This window comes from Arthrobacter sp. FW306-2-2C-D06B, assembly GCF_021789175.1.
Taxonomy (GTDB): domain Bacteria; phylum Actinomycetota; class Actinomycetes; order Actinomycetales; family Micrococcaceae; genus Arthrobacter.
Genome location: NZ_CP084560.1, coordinates 400,044 through 416,387, shown reverse-complemented (window position 1 = coordinate 416,387; position 16,344 = coordinate 400,044). Strand labels below are relative to the sequence as shown.

24 protein-coding genes are annotated in these 16,344 nt (G+C 62.8%); all 24 read left to right on the top strand.

All coding sequences use genetic code 11. The features are described from left to right. The 24 genes from LFT47_RS02085 (at position 1) to LFT47_RS01975 (ending at position 16,021) form a co-directional block, all read left to right on the top strand. Complete coding sequence (locus LFT47_RS02085; RefSeq protein WP_236814674.1) at positions 1 to 747, top strand: VG15 protein; 747 nt, start codon at positions 1 to 3, stop codon at positions 745 to 747. 86 nt (positions 748 to 833) lie between these two features. Further along, positions 834 to 1,472 (top strand): hypothetical protein, encoded by a 639-nt coding sequence (locus LFT47_RS02080; RefSeq protein WP_236814672.1) that lies wholly within the window; start codon positions 834 to 836, stop codon positions 1,470 to 1,472. A gap of 23 nt (positions 1,473 to 1,495) precedes the next feature. Then, positions 1,496 to 1,867 (top strand): head decoration protein, encoded by a 372-nt coding sequence (locus LFT47_RS02075; protein ID WP_236814670.1) that lies wholly within the window; start codon positions 1,496 to 1,498, stop codon positions 1,865 to 1,867. A gap of 11 nt (positions 1,868 to 1,878) precedes the next feature. Continuing rightward, on the top strand, positions 1,879 to 2,898 hold the full coding sequence (locus tag LFT47_RS02070; RefSeq protein ID WP_236814668.1) for a major capsid protein: 1,020 nt from the start codon (positions 1,879 to 1,881) through the stop codon (positions 2,896 to 2,898). A 60-nt stretch (positions 2,899 to 2,958) separates the two neighbouring features. Further along, a complete protein-coding gene (locus tag LFT47_RS02065; RefSeq protein ID WP_236814666.1) occupies positions 2,959 to 3,306 on the top strand; it encodes a hypothetical protein in 348 nt (115 codons plus the stop codon). A 2-nt stretch (positions 3,307 to 3,308) separates the two neighbouring features. Beyond that, positions 3,309 to 3,716, top strand: coding sequence for a hypothetical protein (locus tag LFT47_RS02060; RefSeq protein WP_236814664.1), 408 nt, complete (start codon positions 3,309 to 3,311; stop codon positions 3,714 to 3,716). A gap of 1 nt (position 3,717) precedes the next feature. After that, entirely contained in the window at positions 3,718 to 4,047 is a 330-nt protein-coding gene (locus LFT47_RS02055; protein WP_236814663.1) for a hypothetical protein, read from the top strand. Then, positions 4,047 to 4,346 carry a hypothetical protein gene (locus tag LFT47_RS02050; protein WP_236814661.1) on the top strand — a complete coding sequence of 100 codons (300 nt, stop codon included), beginning with the start codon at positions 4,047 to 4,049 and terminating at the stop codon, positions 4,344 to 4,346. The genes LFT47_RS02055 and LFT47_RS02050 overlap by 1 nt, the downstream gene beginning before the upstream one ends. Then, on the top strand, positions 4,343 to 4,750 hold the full coding sequence (locus LFT47_RS02045) for a hypothetical protein (RefSeq protein WP_236814659.1): 408 nt from the start codon (positions 4,343 to 4,345) through the stop codon (positions 4,748 to 4,750). Before LFT47_RS02050 ends, LFT47_RS02045 begins: the two co-directional genes overlap by 4 nt. A 52-nt stretch (positions 4,751 to 4,802) precedes the next feature. Continuing rightward, positions 4,803 to 5,468 (top strand): hypothetical protein, encoded by a 666-nt coding sequence (locus LFT47_RS02040; protein WP_236814657.1) that lies wholly within the window; start codon positions 4,803 to 4,805, stop codon positions 5,466 to 5,468. 88 nt (positions 5,469 to 5,556) lie between these two features. Further along, the gene (locus tag LFT47_RS02035) at positions 5,557 to 5,697 is read left to right on the top strand and encodes a hypothetical protein (protein ID WP_236814655.1); all 141 of its coding nucleotides are present in this window, start codon (positions 5,557 to 5,559) and stop codon (positions 5,695 to 5,697) included. A gap of 29 nt (positions 5,698 to 5,726) precedes the next feature. Then, positions 5,727 to 6,071, top strand: coding sequence for a hypothetical protein (locus LFT47_RS02030; RefSeq protein WP_236814653.1), 345 nt, complete (start codon positions 5,727 to 5,729; stop codon positions 6,069 to 6,071). Positions 6,072 to 6,121: 50 nt separating this feature from the next. Next, positions 6,122 to 6,517 (top strand): hypothetical protein, encoded by a 396-nt coding sequence (locus tag LFT47_RS02025; protein WP_236814651.1) that lies wholly within the window; start codon positions 6,122 to 6,124, stop codon positions 6,515 to 6,517. 20 nt (positions 6,518 to 6,537) lie between these two features. Beyond that, the gene (locus tag LFT47_RS02020) at positions 6,538 to 7,602 is read left to right on the top strand and encodes a tape measure protein (RefSeq protein ID WP_236814649.1); all 1,065 of its coding nucleotides are present in this window, start codon (positions 6,538 to 6,540) and stop codon (positions 7,600 to 7,602) included. A 66-nt stretch (positions 7,603 to 7,668) separates the two neighbouring features. Beyond that, the gene (locus tag LFT47_RS02015; protein WP_236814647.1) at positions 7,669 to 10,221 is read left to right on the top strand and encodes a peptidoglycan DD-metalloendopeptidase family protein; all 2,553 of its coding nucleotides are present in this window, start codon (positions 7,669 to 7,671) and stop codon (positions 10,219 to 10,221) included. An 11-nt stretch (positions 10,222 to 10,232) separates the two neighbouring features. Further along, positions 10,233 to 11,210 (top strand): phage tail family protein, encoded by a 978-nt coding sequence (locus LFT47_RS02010; protein ID WP_236814645.1) that lies wholly within the window; start codon positions 10,233 to 10,235, stop codon positions 11,208 to 11,210. Beyond that, a complete protein-coding gene (locus tag LFT47_RS02005; RefSeq protein WP_236814642.1) occupies positions 11,210 to 12,316 on the top strand; it encodes a siphovirus ReqiPepy6 Gp37-like family protein in 1,107 nt (368 codons plus the stop codon). The genes LFT47_RS02010 and LFT47_RS02005 overlap by 1 nt, the downstream gene beginning before the upstream one ends. A gap of 32 nt (positions 12,317 to 12,348) precedes the next feature. Continuing rightward, positions 12,349 to 13,302, top strand: coding sequence for a hypothetical protein (locus LFT47_RS02000; protein ID WP_236814640.1), 954 nt, complete (start codon positions 12,349 to 12,351; stop codon positions 13,300 to 13,302). Continuing rightward, positions 13,239 to 13,733, top strand: coding sequence for a hypothetical protein (locus LFT47_RS01995; protein ID WP_236814631.1), 495 nt, complete (start codon positions 13,239 to 13,241; stop codon positions 13,731 to 13,733). Before LFT47_RS02000 ends, LFT47_RS01995 begins: the two co-directional genes overlap by 64 nt. 11 nt (positions 13,734 to 13,744) lie before the next feature. Further along, positions 13,745 to 14,074 carry a hypothetical protein gene (locus LFT47_RS01990; protein ID WP_236814629.1) on the top strand — a complete coding sequence of 110 codons (330 nt, stop codon included), beginning with the start codon at positions 13,745 to 13,747 and terminating at the stop codon, positions 14,072 to 14,074. Positions 14,075 to 14,135: 61 nt separating this feature from the next. Beyond that, positions 14,136 to 15,089: a LysM peptidoglycan-binding domain-containing protein gene (locus tag LFT47_RS01985; RefSeq protein WP_236814627.1), complete on the top strand. Its 954-nt coding sequence runs from the start codon at positions 14,136 to 14,138 to the stop codon at positions 15,087 to 15,089. 4 nt (positions 15,090 to 15,093) lie between these two features. Beyond that, complete coding sequence (locus LFT47_RS21350; RefSeq protein ID WP_272909604.1) at positions 15,094 to 15,219, top strand: hypothetical protein; 126 nt, start codon at positions 15,094 to 15,096, stop codon at positions 15,217 to 15,219. Beyond that, positions 15,219 to 15,545, top strand: coding sequence for a hypothetical protein (locus tag LFT47_RS01980; RefSeq protein ID WP_236814625.1), 327 nt, complete (start codon positions 15,219 to 15,221; stop codon positions 15,543 to 15,545). The genes LFT47_RS21350 and LFT47_RS01980 overlap by 1 nt, the downstream gene beginning before the upstream one ends. Next, entirely contained in the window at positions 15,542 to 16,021 is a 480-nt protein-coding gene (locus tag LFT47_RS01975) for a hypothetical protein (RefSeq protein ID WP_236814623.1), read from the top strand. Before LFT47_RS01980 ends, LFT47_RS01975 begins: the two co-directional genes overlap by 4 nt. Positions 16,022 to 16,344 lie beyond the last annotated feature (323 nt).

Genomic DNA, 16,344 nt, shown 5'->3' with positions numbered 1-16,344 from the left:
GTGGCCGACCCAATCACTGAGCAGTTCCGGGCGGCCAACGCAGGGCTTTCGAAGCTAGTCCGTGATGAGCTGGAAGGCTTCTTCGGCACGCTGAATCTGGCAAAGCCGGAGGCTGTGCGCAACGCTCTCTTGGAGTTCGTGCCGCTGCTGGTGTCAGAGTATGGTTCGGTCGCTGAAACGCTGGCCCTGGACTATTACGACGAGCTCCGGGCGGCTTCCGGCGCTACTGGAGTGTTCCGGGCTATTGCTGGTGCCGATGGCATTCCTGGATCGGCCGTGGAAGCGAAGATCCGCTACCTCGCCAAGCAGCTGTGGACCCCGGATCCTGCTTCGATGCTGGGCGGTCTACTGACGGCAACTGACAAGTACGTGAAGCAGCCGGGGCGCGATGCGATCTCCTACAACGCCAAGCGCGAAGGCGCCCGATGGGCTCGCGTGCCGACCGGCGCCAAGACATGCAGTTGGTGCCTTGTGCTCGCCTCGCGTGACGCCGTCTACCTGTCCAAGCAATCCGCCGGGGATCGGCGCGGCACTGGCAAAGGCGATGCGTTCCACGGCGACTGCAACTGCGCGGTTGTTCGGATAGGCAAGGCCTCTGACTATCCGCCTGGCTACCTCCCGGATGACTACCTCGCCATGTACGAGGCAGCCCGCGCCGACGCCGCCTCGGGCGACATCAAGGACATCAGCGCGGCCTTCCGAAGGCTTCACCCGGACGCAGTTACCGACGCCGTCCACACCCACTAACCGCTCCGGCGGTTCACACTCTCCCTTCCGTGCGATGCGGGCAGGGTTATTCGCCGTGCGATGCGGCATCCAAGAAGGAGTTCAAATTGAGCACGAATTTTCCCCACGGTATCGACATCACTGCCCCTGCCGGCATTGAGAAGCTGCTCGGCTTCCACCGGATCACATTTGGTGACGCGGTCATGGAGATCACCCCCGAAGCCGCGGCTCAGGCTACTGCTGACGCTGCTGCACAGGCCGCGGCTGACGCGGCTGACGCTGCCGCCGCTCAGGCCGCAAAGGCTGACGAGAAGCTTGGCGAGGGTGGCATCAAGGCTTTGAAAGCCGAGCGCGAAGCTCGGGAAGCCGCCGAAAAGCGAGCCGCTGATGCTGAGGCGAAAATTCAGGCCGCCGAGAACGCCAAACTGTCGGACATCGAGCGTGCGAACAAGGCGGCTGCCGACTCAGCCGCCGAGGCTGCACGGCTCAAGGCCGACAATGCCCGTCTCGCTGCACTGGCAAAGCACCCGGTCCCGGAGGACTACCAGGACCTCGTGACCGGCACGGACGCGGCAAGCTTCGAGGCGTCTGCCAAGAAGATCTCCGAACTCTATGCCCGCGCCGAGGGGAAAGCTCCGAAGCCTGACCCGGTCCCCGGATCAGGTAACCGTTCCGGCGACAGCAACTCTGCTGGCGGTTCGATTGCCGCCGGTCGCGAACTCTACGCGAATCGCAAAAAGAAGTAACCAACTTTCCCTGAGGAGGGACCATGGACATCGCTATCAAGCGCGCGTCTTTCGGCCAGGACGATCAGTCTTGGCTTGGATCTGCACACGGCACGAACGCCGCGCAGACCATCACTTTGGACGTCTCGACGTTCACCAAGGCCACCCACTACCCGGACGGCTACCTGAAGTCGGGCCTGCCCCTTCAGAAGCTGCCTAGCGGCAAGTTTGGGCTGTGGCTGACCACGAAGCCCCTCGCCGGTTTCCTGTTCACTCCGGTCTCGGCGCCGGCTGACTCCGCGACGCCGGTCGGCGCAGCGCTGCTTGAGCATGGCCGGGTCATCGCCGCCAAGCTGCCCGTATCCGTCGATGCTGGTGGGCAGACTTCTGCCGCCGGCCGGATCATCTTCGCCTAAGGAGGCACACCATGGCACTTGTTCTTTCCAGTGAGTACATCACTCCCACGGAGCTGACCGGATATGTCCGTGCAGCTCTGGCTGACCTGCCGCAGAACGCATTCGGCCTTTCCGCGTTCCTGCCGGACGTCCCGACCGATGACATCGACTTCCGCGCAAGCGTCGGCGGTGGCGGTCTGGCCCGCGTCGCCAAGTACCGGGCATGGGACACCGAGTCTCCCATCTCCGGCCGTCGCGGCATCGACCGGATCAGCGGCGAGCTTCCCCCGATCTCGGAGAAGCGCCGCCTTTCCGAATATGACCGACTGAAGATGCGCAAGCTCTCTTCCGGCATCATTGACGCCATCCTGAACGACGCCGTCGATCTCGCCCGCGCCATCCACGCCCGCGTTGAGGTCGCACGTGGCCAGGCGCTCACCGAAGGCAAGGTTACCCTGTCCGAGAACGGGCTGACCCTCGAGGCTGACTTCGGGCGCAAGGCATCGCACACGCAGACCGCTGCCGTGAAGTGGAACGTTGACGGGTCCAACCCCGTCGATGATTTCCTTGCTTGGCAGAAGGTCTACGTCGCCACCAACGGTGTCCGCCCGGGTGCGACCATGGCCAGCCAGGACATCCAAGCTGCGCTGATGCGCAACAAGGCCATCCGGGACATGACCCTGCCCGCCGGTTCGACCCAGCAGATCGTTACGATCGACGCGATCAACGCGCTCTTCCGGTCCTTCGGCCTTCCCGCCCTGAGCACCTACGACGCGCAGGTTGAGGGCGACGACGGTAGCGCGAAGTCGATCATCGACCCGAAGAAGGTCATCTTCCTGCCCCCGGCTGATCGGAAGCTCGGCGAGACTCTGTGGGGCGTTACCGCTGAGTCCCTCGACGCCGAGTATGGCATCGACGCAACCGACGCCCCCGGCGTGGTCGTTGGGTCCTACTCGGACAAGGACCCGGTCGGTCTGTGGACGAAGGCTTCGGCCATCGCTCTTCCCGTCCCGGCGAACTCGAACCTGACGCTGGCCGCCACCGTCCTCTAGCTGGTTGGTGGCGGGTAGCAATACCCGCCACCTTCCTTCTCTGACTCCAAGGAGAATGAAATGTCACGCATTCTGAACACCCATGTGAGCCTCTGGGACCCGTCCGGCGATCTTGCCATCCTGGAACCCGGCACTGAACTCCCCGAGTGGGCTGAAGGTCGCATCGGTGACCACTGCCTTGTGCCGGAGGTCGAGGCAAAGGCCCCTGGATTCACGGCACCGGAGGTTCCCCCGGCTGACGCTGGTGAAGGCGGCGGGTCTGACTCGGAAGATGCTGGTGACGGCGATCCGGACGACGAAAGCCAAGTCGATGCTGGTGAGGCCGACAACGTCGACCCCGCCGCGAAAGCTGAGGCCCCGGACTTCACCACACCGGCTCCGCGCCGCGGCCGTCCCCGGAAGGCCTAATCATGGCAGCCGACTACGCGACGCTGGATGACCTCCGTGCTCACTGGTCGGCGCTGCCAGAGGCCGACGTAGCGGACGCTGAGCAGAAGCTTCATGAGGCGTCCGTCGAGGTCCGCGGTAACTACCCGGATGTTGACGGCCGTCTCATGGTGCCCGTCGAGGACGGCGGTCTTGATCCTGATATTCCGAGGCTCGTTGTCTGCCGCATGGTCAAGCGCGCTTTGGAACCGAAGGAAGAGAATAGCCCGCCGACCGGGATGGAGTCATTCCAGTTCGGTGCCGGGCCGTTCACCATGGGCGGCAAGATGGCGAATCCTGACGGCAGCGTCTACCTGACCGCTGCTGACAAGAGGCTGCTCGCCAAGTCCCGCCCGCAGCGTAAAGCGTGGACGATCCACCCGGGAGGCTGACGTGGGCATTGTGAGTATGTTCCCGAAGTCGTGGCGCACTGATGTTGTGGTGCTGCGCGGCGGCGGCCGTGATGCGAAGGGCAATCCTCTGCCGACGCAGGAGATCCCGGTGACGGATTGCATCGTCGGGCCGCGTGCGACGGCCGAGCCGCTGGACCGGTCCGACGTCGTTGACTCGAAAGCTGTCCTTTACCGGGATCCTGGCTTCACATTCCTACCTGCCGACCGCATCCGTGTGCCTGAGGGTAAACGCATGGCCGGCACATGGTCTGTTGAGGGTCGCCCGGGTGAGTGGCCGTTCGGTTCCGAGGTTGGGTTGGTGATGGGCTGATGGGTCTTCACAAGGTGCCCGGTTCCAAGTCGTACTTGGCCGAGGATGCCGGGCTCAAGGATCTTGGGACGTCGTCGGCGGTCGCAGCTGCAACTTTGGCCGCCGCGCAGCGGCTGGCAGGTAACGCTCAGGCTGTGGGCCGGGGCACTTATGAGGCCGCACCTTCGACGGTCACCGTCGGTTGGGCGAATAGCCGGCGCGCCGGGGCCGTGGTGCGAGAGTCCCGAAGGGACTGGCGCGACACGAGGGACGCCATCCTATTGCGCGTGGCCGAGTCCATGAAGGTGAGGGGAAAATGATCGACGCTCTACTCTTCCCCGACGCCCGAGACGCACTCTACGACCTTATTGACGGCGCAACGCATCTCGGCAAGCCAGTGCATGCTACCTACCAACTCCAGGCGGACAACGTCACCGGCGCGATCAAGGGTCCGTTCCCTGTGGCGCTGATCTACGTTACGGGCGGCACGCGAGGGTTTGTAGATCGCGTCGACCGGGCAACGATTGAGCTTTACGCGCCCGGGCAGCAGGCCATCAATACGTTGGAATCCATCGCTGCTTCCATCATCGGCGAGGACATCGAAACGCCGTCCGGCTTCATTGACAAGATCGAGCAGGACATCACACCTGCCGACGTCCCTTACCAGTCGGACACCCTCAACAAAGCCATCGCGACCTTCTTGGTCACTTCCCGGCCCATCTGACCCCGCCAGGGGAACCAAACAAATTCCAAGCCCTTGAAAGGGGTCTTTTGTCATGCCAACTTTTGCCACAATTCAGCAGGAAGCTGACGACCGGAATCTGATCCGCAAGATCCAGAAGGCCATAGCATTCCTGGCACCCCCATCGGTTGAACTGCCCACGAGCCTGTTTGGCGTCGGCGGGGCCCTGATCGACCTCAAGGCGCTCGGCTACCTCCCGTTTGGGATGGTCACCCCGGATGGTTTCGAGTTCGGCCGCGATATCAGCAAGTCTGATGTGTCCGCGCTTGGCTATGCCGGCCCGGCCCGCTCTGACATTGACACCGTGGCGCGTTCGGTGAAGATGACCGCGCTGGAAACCGGCCGGAAGCACATGCTCGAGCTGACCTACGGAACCGACCTTTCGGCGGTGACCCAGTCGGCGACAACCGGTGAGATCGTCTTTGACGAGCCGGACTTGCCGGTCGGCCAGGAGTACCGCCTGCTGATCCTTGGCAACGACGGTCCGGCCGCTGACAACTGGATCCTTGGCCGCGGCTACGGTTCCGTGAAGCTCGCTTCGACGGATTCCCAGAAGTGGGGCTCTGGTGACCCGGTGCAGCAGGCCTACACCTTCGACGTGTTCACCGATGCCGAGATCGGCGTCCCTGTGAAGCACTACATGGGCGGTACCGGAGCCCTGAAGCACAAGACGGCGCTCGGCTTCACCGCCGGGACCTAACCCCCTCAAGCACGGTGCGCGTCGCTCTCCGGGTGTGGCGACGCGCACCGTTTCCACCTCGCACCCGAAGTTCTTAGGAGTCGATCACATGGCCCGCTTCATTTCCAAGGACGGCAAGCACGCCGTCGACACCGATATCGCTACCGAGGCCGCTGAGCTTCGCCGCGACGGCTACACCGAAGAGAAGGCTGAGGCTCCCAAGGCCGACGCCGCTAAGCCCACCAAGTAAATCCCCCCCTCACACCCGGAGGTAACACCATGGCTAACGACAAGCCGAACATCAGTCTGACCCTTGCTGCTCTCGAAGCGGAGGTCGCCAAGCCGGAGCCGTTCGTGCTCGCGCTCAAGGGCGGGAAGCGCATTACGTTCCCCGATCTGTACGACATGCCCGCTGTCGAGGCTAAGGAGTTCTTCGACCAGTTCGAGGGCGCCGATCGCACCGACTTCTCGCTGCTGGAGCAGTGGCTTTCGAAGCCCGACTACGAAGCCTACGTCGAGGCCCGCCTGCCGTTGCGCGTTCACGCGGCCCTCGTTGAGCGCGTCATGGCCTACTACCAGCAGACTGTCGGCACCCCGGGGGAAGGCGCCGCCTCGAAGAGCTGATTCGCCGCTACCGTCCGCAGATCCGCGCCGACCTTCTTCGGGAGTTCGGCGTGGATCTGGCGGAGTGGTTCCGGGCTAAGCGGTGGGTTGCGTTGCTCGAGCTGATCGACATGCTCCCCACCGCCTGCAGGCTCAACGAGGCGATCGCCAACGATCCCGAAATGGCCGCCATCATGGCGGAAAAGCGGCTTGAACGCACGGACGATGCCGATCCGTGGGCGCCGCGACTTTCAGAGTACGACCTGAACATCACTGTGCTGCGCGAGATCCTGCACGCCGTCAAAGGCCTGCGGCAGGTGAGCATCGCAGCGGCCGGCGGGAAGCCTGGCGAAGAGACTCCGTTCCCCGCCCCGTACACCGAGATTGACCGCGCCGTCGAGGCTGCGGAACGCAACTGGGCCGAGATGTTCGTCCAGCAGTTCGGATTCTCTCCGGAGGACATCTGACAACTTCATAGGAGGCCCACATGCCCACGATCGGTGTAGCCGACATCCTTGTGGTTCCGGTATTCAAGGACCTCCAGAAGAAGGTTGGTAAGGAGCTCGACGCGGCCGCCAGCAGTGCTGGTGACAGCGCCGGCAAGAGCCTCGGCAGCAAACTTACTGGCGCTGTTGGCGGGTTCATGTCCGGGACCATGAAGGCTGCTGGGATCGCTGGCGGGCTGACCGTCGGCGCGGCCTTTGGTACGGCCCTCGCGAAGGGCTTTGGGCGGCTCCAGGCAATCGAGGAGGCGAAGGCCAAGCTGAGCGGCCTGGGCCACTCGGCTGAGACCGTGCAGGGCATCATGAACGACGCCATGGCTGCCGTGAAGGGCACCGCTTTTGGCCTTGGTGATGCCGCTACGGTCGCAGCTGGTGCCGTCGCTGCCGGCGTGAAGCCCGGCAAGGATCTCGAGAGAACCCTCAAGCTCACTGGCGACGCGGCGACCATCGCAGGTGTCGGAATGGGCGAAATGGGCGCCATCTTCAACAAGGTGAGCGCGTCCAACAAGATCCAGGGCGACGTTATCGCGCAGCTGAACGACGCCGGTATCCCGATTATCCAGCTGCTCGGCAAGGAGCTCGGCAAGTCCGCCGAGGAAACCGTGAAGCTTGCCTCCGAAGGCAAGATCAATTTTGAGACCTTCCAAAACGCCATGGAGAAGGGTCTCGGTGGGGCTGCGCTCAAGTCAGGCGAAACCCTACGGGGCGCGTTCAAGAACACCATCGCCTCAGTTGGCCGCATCGGCGCCTCCCTGCTGTCCGGCGTGTACCCGAAAATCCAGCAGTTCTTCGCTGGGGCAATCAACTGGCTCAAGCCTCTCGAAGAGGGCGCGAAGATCGCCGGCTCGGCAATCGGGACCTTTCTAGATAAAGCCCTCTCTGGGGCGCAAGCGATCTGGGATTTGGTCGTTGGCGGGAATTTCACGTCCAAGTTTCGCGAGATTTTCCATGTCGAGGAAGATTCTCAGTTGGTCGATTTCCTTCTGAAGGTCCGCGACGGCGCGAAGGGTCTTTATGACCTGATCGTCGGGGGCGACTACACGGGGTAGCTACGGCAGGCGTTCGGCTGGGAAGAGGATTCCCGTTTCGTTGACTTCCTTCTGACCGTCCGCGACATGGTCCTAAAGATTCCTGACGCGCTCGGCAAGGTCATCTCGACCGGGGGCGAGGTAGCCAAGTTCCTTTGGGATATGCGCGAACCAATCGTCATCATCGCCGGGCTCATCGCCTTTACGCTCATCCCGCACTGGATAGCGCTCGGCGTCGAGGCTATCGCGTCCGCGGCCAAGCAAGCGCAAGCGTGGGCCACTTCGAAGGGCGCGGCCGTCAAGGGCGCGTTTACTCACTCGTGGGCTGTGACTGTCATGGTGGCTGGCTGGGTTTCCATGGCTGCGGCTGCGGTTAGTTCTGGCGCTATTACGGCCGCTATCTGGCTCATGTATCAGTGGGACTCGGTAAAGGCCATCGCGGCAATGCTCGTCGCGAAGGCTTCGATCATCGGCAGCTGGATCGCGATGGCTGCCCAAGCTACCGTGCAGGCCGTCAAGATGGCCGCGGCGTGGATTGTCGCGCTTGGGCCCGTGGGTTGGGCGATTGGCATAATCGCCGCGCTGGTGGCCGGTTTCTTATGGGCCTACAACAATGTTGGCTGGTTCCGTGACGGCGTAGATGCGGCCCTGAAAGCGGTTGGCGACTTCTTTAGCTGGCTGTGGACGGACATAATCAAGCCGGTCTTTGAGGGAATCGGCGCTGTAATCCAGTGGGTTTACGAGTCGATCATCAAGCCAGTTTTCGACGGGATTATGGCGGCTGTCCGCTTCGTGGGCGATGTCTTCAACTGGCTTTACGTGAACATTTTGAAGCCAGTCTTTGACAGCGCCGCAGTGGTAATTGGCGGGTTCTACCTGCTGTTCCGAGGCATTTTTCAGGTGGTCGTCTCGATCATTCAGAACATCCTCGCTCCGCTCTTCATGTGGTGGTGGAACAACGTCATGGTCCCCGTATTCCAAGGGATCGGCTCGACCATCGCTGACTGGTGGAATTCGGCTGTCGCGATCTTCAATGGCGCCATCGGTTTCGTCCGGGACGTCCTTGCAGCCGTGTTCACCTGGTTCCACGACGCGATCATCAAGCCAGTGTTCGATGCCATCGGCGCGGCCATTTCGTGGGTTTCCGACAACGTGATCAAGCCGGTCGTGGACGCTTGGAACCTGTGGTTCGGAACGATCCTCCCGGCGGCCTTCACTTGGCTCTACAACAACGTGATCAAGCCCGTCTTTGACGCTATCGGCAACGCCATCAACTGGGTCTGGCTAAACGTCATCAAACCCACGATCGACACGTGGGTGTACTTCTTCCAGAACATCCTCGGACCAGCGGTGAATTGGCTTTACCAGAATGTCGTAAAGCCAGCCTTCGACGGGATCGGTTCGGCGATCAAGTGGGTTTGGGAAAACGTCATCAAGCCAGTCTTCGATACCCTCTCGGACTTCATAACGAAGACCATTCCGAAGGCCTTCGAGGACGGCGTCGGGTTCATCAAGAAATTCTGGGATGGACTACAGGAAATCGCGAAGGCCCCGGTCCGCTTCGTCGTGGACACGGTCATCAATGATGGACTGATCGGCGCATTCAACACCATTGCTGGGATCCTGCCGGGCGTGGACAAGCTGCCGCGTGTGGCGCTCCCCAAGGGCTTCATGAACGGCGGTTACACGGGCGACGGCGCCAAGGACGAGCCTGCGGGCATCGTTCACGGCGGCGAGTTCGTGTTCACCAAGGAACAGACCCGCCGCGCTGGCGTGCGGAACCTGTACGCCTTGGCTGACTCGCTGGCCGGTTACATGAACGGCGGGTTCGTGAACCCGCTGAAGCAGATGATCGAGACTCAGGGCTATAACAGGGTCCATAAGGGTGTCGACTATGCCGCGTCGGTGGGCACTCCGGTGTTCGCTACGGAGAACGGCCGTGTTAGCTGGTCCGGGCCCGGCATTGCGGCACCTGGAGTGTGGGGCGGCAATGAGATCCACGTCGACGGCGGCTCAGGCATCCAGACGTGGTTCGCTCACCTGTCCTCGATGGCTGTGAGGGTTGGTGAGATGGTCCGGGCCGGGCAGCAGATTGCGCTGTCGGGCAACACGGGCATCACTTCCGGGCCTCACCTGCACTTCGGCACGTTCGCGGGCGGCTGGCCCAACGACATCGACCCGCACGGTTACCTGGGCGGGGCGGGGATTCCATCTGGGGGCGGCTTCAACCCACTCGCTGGGATCATCGACGGGCTGCTTTCGCAGTTCAAGTCGGCGTTTCCGGCGGCAGGCATCATGGCTGACATTGCCGTGGGCATCGGAAAGAAGCTGTTCAGCACCGTCACGGACATGATCACTGGCGGCGGCAAGGGATCCGCAATCGGCGATCCCGCGCTGTATGACCTTGGCGGCATCCTGCCTCCGGGTGTCTCGCAGGTCGTCAACCGGACGGGTCAGCCCGAGGCGATCCTCAACCCGCAGCAGTGGGCGGATATCCACCGGCTTGCGACACTCCGGAGCGAAAGCGCCGGCAGCCGCGGGGACGTGATCTTCAAGGGCAACGTCGGATGGGATCCGGATGAGGTTGCCAACCGTATCGAAACGAAGCGGCGGGATACTTTCGCTGCCTTCGGGATCTAGGAGGTCACATAGTGGGTATCGTTTACGCCGCCCCGTACAGGCCGCCAGCGCCTCCGGCGAATCCGTGGCGGGGCATTGGCCTGTCATGGACTGGCTGGGATGGCAGCGAGTGGGAGCTCACCAACCCGGCCGCAGGCTTGTTCCTGCGGCCGGGGGTGCGCGGCCTGCAACTGCCGTCCTTTGAACGGCAGTCCAGCTCGTCTCCCGCGGTTGCCGGCTCACGGCATCTCGGCACGTCAACCAAGGACCGGGATGCATTCTGGCCGCTCTACCTGTACTCGGATACGAGCTCTGCCGAGTTCATGGAGCGGGACCGCGCTTTCTGGCGCAGTCTCGACCCTGACCTTGAGGGCACCTGGACGGCGAAACTGCCGAACGGTGATCGTCGGACGCTCGGGCTGCGGCTGATCGGCGCTGACGACGAACTGACTCATGACACGATTCAGCGCGGCTGGGCGAAGTACGGCATCAACCTCTTGGCCGATAAGCCGTACTGGCTTGGTGAGAAGGTCACGAAGTCATGGGCGCAGGGCGACATGCGCAACTACTACATCACCGAGGCGGACCGGGTTGCTTACGGTTATCCGGCGGATGCCATCCACTACCTCTCGCCAGGCGGCGCGCTCGGGGAAGCGACGTTCACGAACGACGGCGACGTCGCGGCCTATCCGGTGTGGACGGTTGTCGGTCACACCACGGCCGTCTCATTCGGTGTCGGCGGCAATGACATCATCGTCCCGTTCGAGATCCCCGCGGGCTATGCCGTGCAGCTGGACACTGACCCGGTAAACGGCCAGGTGCTCTGGTACGGGGCATGGGACGAGGCTACGAAGTCGATCCTGTCGCCGCTGGACCGCACCTCGGAGCTTGACCCGACGTCGGCGTTCGTTGCGATTCCCCGTGGGCAGGACCGCCCGCTGACCATCCAAATGACTGGCACCGGCAGCGTGATTGCCGAGGTGCAGAACCGGTATCGGAGGGCTTGGTAATGGCTTCCGAGATTCCCTACGAAATCATTGTGTACAAAGGCTGGGAGTTCAAGGGGTGGGTTGGGCGGCCGCTCGATCTGAAGCCGACCATCCGCCACAACGTGAAGTCCACCGCGACGTTCACGATAGACGCGAACCACCGGCGGGCTGCGGATCTCATGGAGCCTGGCGCCCGGGTGATGATCTACCGGCACAGTGAGTTTCAAATGTCCGGGCCCGTCAGGTTGGCCGGCGGCCAGTTCACGACGGCGGCCACGCTGAACTTCACGGTCGAGGACGATTTCCGGATCCTGAATAACTGGCTTGCCTGGCCGAAGCCAACGGCGCCTCTCACCGGGCAGGACGTCGAGTACCGGTCGATTACCGGCCCGGCTGAGACTGTCGTCAAGACGGTAATGGCCGAGGCCGCAACCCGGTTGGGTTACCCGCTGGAAGTGGCGCCGTCGCTGGGGCGCGGCACGTCAGGGAAATACACGTTCCGCTTCCACCCTGCCTATGACCGGCTGTTCCCGGCCGTGGACCAATCAGGGATCGGAGTGACCGTCAGGCAGCAAGGCAACGGCCTTCTGCTGGACTGCTATGAGCCTCGCGACTACACGCACCACCTCTCTCCGGAGAATGGCACGGTCGTCGGCGGAACCTACTCGCTGGCAGCCCCGGCCGTGACCCGCGTGGTTGTCGGCGGCCAAGGTGAGGGCGTCGCGCGCGAGTTCAAAGGCTTCTCCGAGCCTGCGCGCGAGACCGCGTGGAACGACATCATCGAGGTCTTGCAAGACGCCCGCGACTCATCCTCCGGCGACGTCTACGCCGACCGCGCAAAGGAAGTCCTTGCCGAAGGTGCGCCGCTGGCCGGACTGTCCCTCGAGCTGTCCGAGACAAAGCACTTCCGCTACGGCGGGGACGGGCTGCGCGTGGGCGACCGTGTGACGGCCATGATCCGTGGGCAAGCGTTCACCGATGTGCTCCGCGAGGCTCGGTTGTCCTGGGACAAGGGCGGCGACACGGCCACACCCATTGTGGGTGAGCGCACCGACGATCCGGATACCGCCTTGGCCAAGAGAATCCGCGCTTTGCAGCGCGACAACGCAGACAGGAAGGCCCGCTAATGGCTTTGACCAGCGTCTTTTATGACGGTGTAGTGACTGAAACTGACCGGGCGAAGAACCGCGCAGGTGTTCCCGACTATGGCGTCTACGGTGCCGATGATTTCAAGGTGAAGCCTCACCCGTCGATCCCGTACGCGGTGATCGTGACCAAGGGAAAGGCCCATGGTTGGGGCGTCACCGACGAGGCGACCGAGGATCAGGTTGTTCAGTGTGGGACCATCAGCTCCGGTACCCGTTACGACCTGATTGCGGACCGCAGGAATTGGCAGCCGGCTGCTGGCGGACCGTCCACCCTTGTGGCCATTCCGGGCAGTGATGTCGCCGAGATCCCTGCGACCCGTAAGGTCGGCCCCGGCGTGGAGGATGACCAGCCACTTGCCTTGGTCAAGTGGAAGGCTGGGCTGAGCGCGCCAGAGAAGATCATTGACCTACGATGCTGGGCTGGCAACGGCGGCGTGGTGGCCAAGGAAGATCTCGTACGCACTTACCTGACTCGGATCGGCACCCGGCTACGCATCGGCAGCGCCGAATGGCAATACACGATCGGCCCCAACGACATCCCCGTCTGGATCCAAACGAACCTCGTTCCGCGGGCCGAGTTTGTCTCGCAGAACATGGACTACCCGGGCGACAGTCAGGCATGGGGTCCGGGAACATCTCTGAAACTGGACGAGGCGAGCAGCACCCCCAATCCGCCTTTCCAAGCGATTCAGGATGGCGTGAAAGTCATGGAGTCCGGCGCCTATTTCTTCGAGGCCTGGCTGCAGGGGGCGACCGGTTCGCCACCGGATATGACCCTCGCTCTGATAACCGCGAACGGGGGAATCGTCGAGACCAGCGTCAAGCAAGGCCGGGCTTGGAGTGCCTACATCGTCGGGTCAGCCTATGTTTCCGCTGGGAGCGACGTCAGAGTGTCTACCTCGTGGCGAACTTCGGCATGGCGCGCGAAATGCCGCATGAAGATCACCAAAGCGGGGCTCGCGTGAATCGGGGAAATGAAATGATCGGGGTCCTCAAGCGCCTGTGGCTCATGATCCAAGAGCCTCGTTTCTTCTCGATCTGTTATTGCGGCGCTTACCTGATGATGGCCATCGCTGGTACGGCTGTCATCATGGACCCGCCTCGGACCATGGAGCATGGCCTTGGCGAGATCCTGGTCCATGTCTGGGCCGGGTTGCTGATTTTCGGCGGTGTTCTCGGTTCGCTGACGACTTTGCCGGGGATTTGGTGGCTCGAACGGCCTGCCACGATCGCTTGCATGTTCGCGATCACGATCTATGGCGCCGCGGTGCTTGCTCTACCGCTGACGCAGCCGAGCGCCCGGATCGTCTCAATTTGCTTCATCGCGTTCGCCCTTCTCACGTTCGCCGTCCGACTAGTGAAGATCAAGCACTTCGCCTACGACCCGGAAAATTAGAGGTCCAGCGAATGGACGGAACACAACAATTCGTGCTGGCCATGGTCAGCATCGGCGGCGGCATGGTCGCTTTGGAACTCATCAAGGGCCTAGTGAAATTCTTCACGGGGGCCGCAGGCCGGGAGCGTGCCCGCAACGTCACGTTGAAGGAGCAGCGCAACGAGGCTTGGGCGGATGCTGAGCGGGAGCGTGACCGGGCCGACCGGGAGGCGCATAACCGCCGCATCACGGAAGAGTACGCCTCCCAGCTGCGCCGCGACTGCACTGAGCATGGCATGACGGATCAGGAGCTTCGGCCTTGGCCCGTCCTGAAAAAGCCGCCGCCTGACAGCACCACCTAACCAACCCTCGAAAGGCCCTGGCAGTCGCCGGGGCCTTTTTCATGCCCGGAAAGGGGCCATCATGAAGCTCTCGAATCTTGCAAATGTCCTTCGCGCTGCAGGTCTTACCGTTGTTGAGACCCCAGGGTGGGCCTCTCGGGGCTACGCCGGGCAGGACCTGGCCGAGGTGCGCGGCGTCCTCTGGCACCACACCGCCACCAACCGTGGCGCGTTCGCCGGCTCCGACGCGCCGACCCTGAACATGTGCATCGGTGGGCGCCCCGACCTCGCCGGGCCCCTGTGCAACATCGTGTTCGGGCGCAACGGCACCGTCTACCTTGTCGCCGCTGGGCTGGCGAACCATGCGGGCCGCGGTTCGGCCGCCGGGATTCCGACGGACGCCGGGAACTATTACCTCATCGGGATCGAAATGGAGTCCTCCGGCGTCGCGCCGTTCGACTGGACTGAGGATCAGATCAGGGTTGCGCCGCACATGGGCGCGGCACTGGAGCGGGCCTACCTCTTGAACCAGCCGGAGGAATTGCGCCTGCAGCTAGGCCACTTCGAATACTCCTCCGAGGGAAAGATCGACCCGGCTGGCTGGCCGGGCGGCATGGACGGCCTGCGGGAGTCGATCAACGCCGTTCTCAACGGCGCTCCTGCAACTCTTGCGCCGGCTTCCGCTCCCGCCCCGGCACCCGCCCCGGCGCCTGCCCCCGGGCAGATCATTCGTGGTGACAACGAAATCCACTGGGTGGTTGAGCGCGGTGACACGCTCTCGAAAATTCAGGCCTACTACAACGGCCCGAGCGTCGATCAGATCGCGGCTTACAACCGCATCGACAAGAACAGCATCACCCCCGGCCAGAAGGTGTGGGTTCCGGGGCCGCTGGTGTGGATTGTCGAGGCGCCGGACACGATCCGTTCGATCGCCGACTATTACGGCCTTGACGCCGGATACCTCGCGGCGCTCAACGGCCTTCCCGGGCCGGATGCCGAGATCTACATCGGCAACATCCTGACTATCAAGGCCTAGGCCCATGCGGTCATTTCTTTGGGTGGTGGCCATCGCTTTCGCGGCGGCCGCCACCTCCCTGGCCATCTACGCACTAACCGTTGTGGACGCCCTCGTTGTGGTCCTCGAACTAGTGAAAGGGGCTCTGTAGTGGAGACTCTCGCAACCATCATGACCGCGGTCCTAACCGTTGTCTCACCGCTCGGCATCGCCTGGGCCAAGTCGGAATCATGGTCGAAGGTCATCAAAGTGGCCGTCCCGATCGTCGTGTCACTGGTGATCGCCACCGGCTACCTGTGGGCCAGCGGGCAGCTCTACAGCCCGGCAGGTTGGGCACAGACCATCCTCGCCGTCTACGGCGCCCAGCAGCTCGCATACACGACCATCCTGCGTTGGTGGGCTACGATCCTCGAACAAGCCGGACAGGACACCGACGAAGGCCCGGCACACCGCGCTGACCATAAGGAGACCTCATGACCACATACCCTTTTGAGGCACCCCTATTCGTTGATGCCGTGACATTCACCCGTGCACCGAACGCGCAGATCACGATCTACGACGAACTGGACCTTGCAAGCGCAACGCCGCTCATCTTGACGGACCCAAACGGGCTGAATTTGGCCAACCCATTGACTTCGTCACCTGACGCGTTCGGACCAAATTTCCGTGCGCCATCTCCGCGTGTGAAGTGGAGCGGTGGCGGCTTGACCGGCTTCCTGTCGTCTCCGACGGCCGTGCTAGACGAGGCGAAGGCTGCAAAGGTCGCAGCGGAAACCGCAGGGGCCTCGGCCGTCGCCGCCCAAGCAGCGGCTGAGGCAGCTGCCGCCACTGCGACCGGCGGCGGCGTGGCCGTAAACCCGACAGACACTGACTCATTCATCATCACGACCAAGTCGGACGGCAGCGTGATCGTTTCGCCGTCCGACTCTGACGCCTACATCATCACTCTCTAAGGAGCTCCGATGGCTACATTCACAGGACCAAGCCTTGATCCGGCAACGGGCCGACTCCGAGAAAAGCACGTCCCCGCCTACCTAACCCAAGCCTCGCAGAACGCGTCATTTGCGACGGTGCTCGCATCGAACGGGACCGCCGATCAGACAGTACGAATTAACGCGGCACTTGCGGCCGGGTCAACCTTTGGCGTCCGCAAGACGGTGAGGCTTGTTGGCGACTTCATTTTCACTAAGCTTGTCATCCCGTCGAACACGACTCTGGATATGCGCGATGCGAAAATGTCCCAGGTCATCGGAACGCAGGACAATCTGCTCGTAAA

Excerpts from the sequence above, each read along its gene's own strand:
- LFT47_RS02075 (WP_236814670.1), top strand. The coding sequence starts at position 1,496 with ATGGACATCGCTATCAAGCGCGCGTCTTTCGGCCAGGACGATCAGTCT.
- LFT47_RS02070 (WP_236814668.1), top strand. The coding sequence starts at position 1,879 with ATGGCACTTGTTCTTTCCAGTGAGTACATCACTCCCACGGAGCTGACC.
- LFT47_RS02065 (WP_236814666.1), top strand. The coding sequence starts at position 2,959 with ATGTCACGCATTCTGAACACCCATGTGAGCCTCTGGGACCCGTCCGGC.
- LFT47_RS02060 (WP_236814664.1), top strand. The coding sequence starts at position 3,309 with ATGGCAGCCGACTACGCGACGCTGGATGACCTCCGTGCTCACTGGTCG.
- LFT47_RS02050 (WP_236814661.1), top strand. The coding sequence starts at position 4,047 with ATGGGTCTTCACAAGGTGCCCGGTTCCAAGTCGTACTTGGCCGAGGAT.
- LFT47_RS02045 (WP_236814659.1), top strand. The coding sequence starts at position 4,343 with ATGATCGACGCTCTACTCTTCCCCGACGCCCGAGACGCACTCTACGAC.
- LFT47_RS02040 (WP_236814657.1), top strand. The coding sequence starts at position 4,803 with ATGCCAACTTTTGCCACAATTCAGCAGGAAGCTGACGACCGGAATCTG.
- LFT47_RS02035 (WP_236814655.1), top strand. The coding sequence starts at position 5,557 with ATGGCCCGCTTCATTTCCAAGGACGGCAAGCACGCCGTCGACACCGAT.
- LFT47_RS02030 (WP_236814653.1), top strand. The coding sequence starts at position 5,727 with ATGGCTAACGACAAGCCGAACATCAGTCTGACCCTTGCTGCTCTCGAA.
- LFT47_RS02020 (WP_236814649.1), top strand. The coding sequence starts at position 6,538 with ATGCCCACGATCGGTGTAGCCGACATCCTTGTGGTTCCGGTATTCAAG.
- LFT47_RS02015 (WP_236814647.1), top strand. The coding sequence starts at position 7,669 with ATGGTCCTAAAGATTCCTGACGCGCTCGGCAAGGTCATCTCGACCGGG.
- LFT47_RS02005 (WP_236814642.1), top strand. The coding sequence starts at position 11,210 with ATGGCTTCCGAGATTCCCTACGAAATCATTGTGTACAAAGGCTGGGAG.
- LFT47_RS01990 (WP_236814629.1), top strand. The coding sequence starts at position 13,745 with ATGGACGGAACACAACAATTCGTGCTGGCCATGGTCAGCATCGGCGGC.
- LFT47_RS01985 (WP_236814627.1), top strand. The coding sequence starts at position 14,136 with ATGAAGCTCTCGAATCTTGCAAATGTCCTTCGCGCTGCAGGTCTTACC.
- LFT47_RS21350 (WP_272909604.1), top strand. The coding sequence starts at position 15,094 with ATGCGGTCATTTCTTTGGGTGGTGGCCATCGCTTTCGCGGCGGCCGCC.
- LFT47_RS01975 (WP_236814623.1), top strand. The coding sequence starts at position 15,542 with ATGACCACATACCCTTTTGAGGCACCCCTATTCGTTGATGCCGTGACA.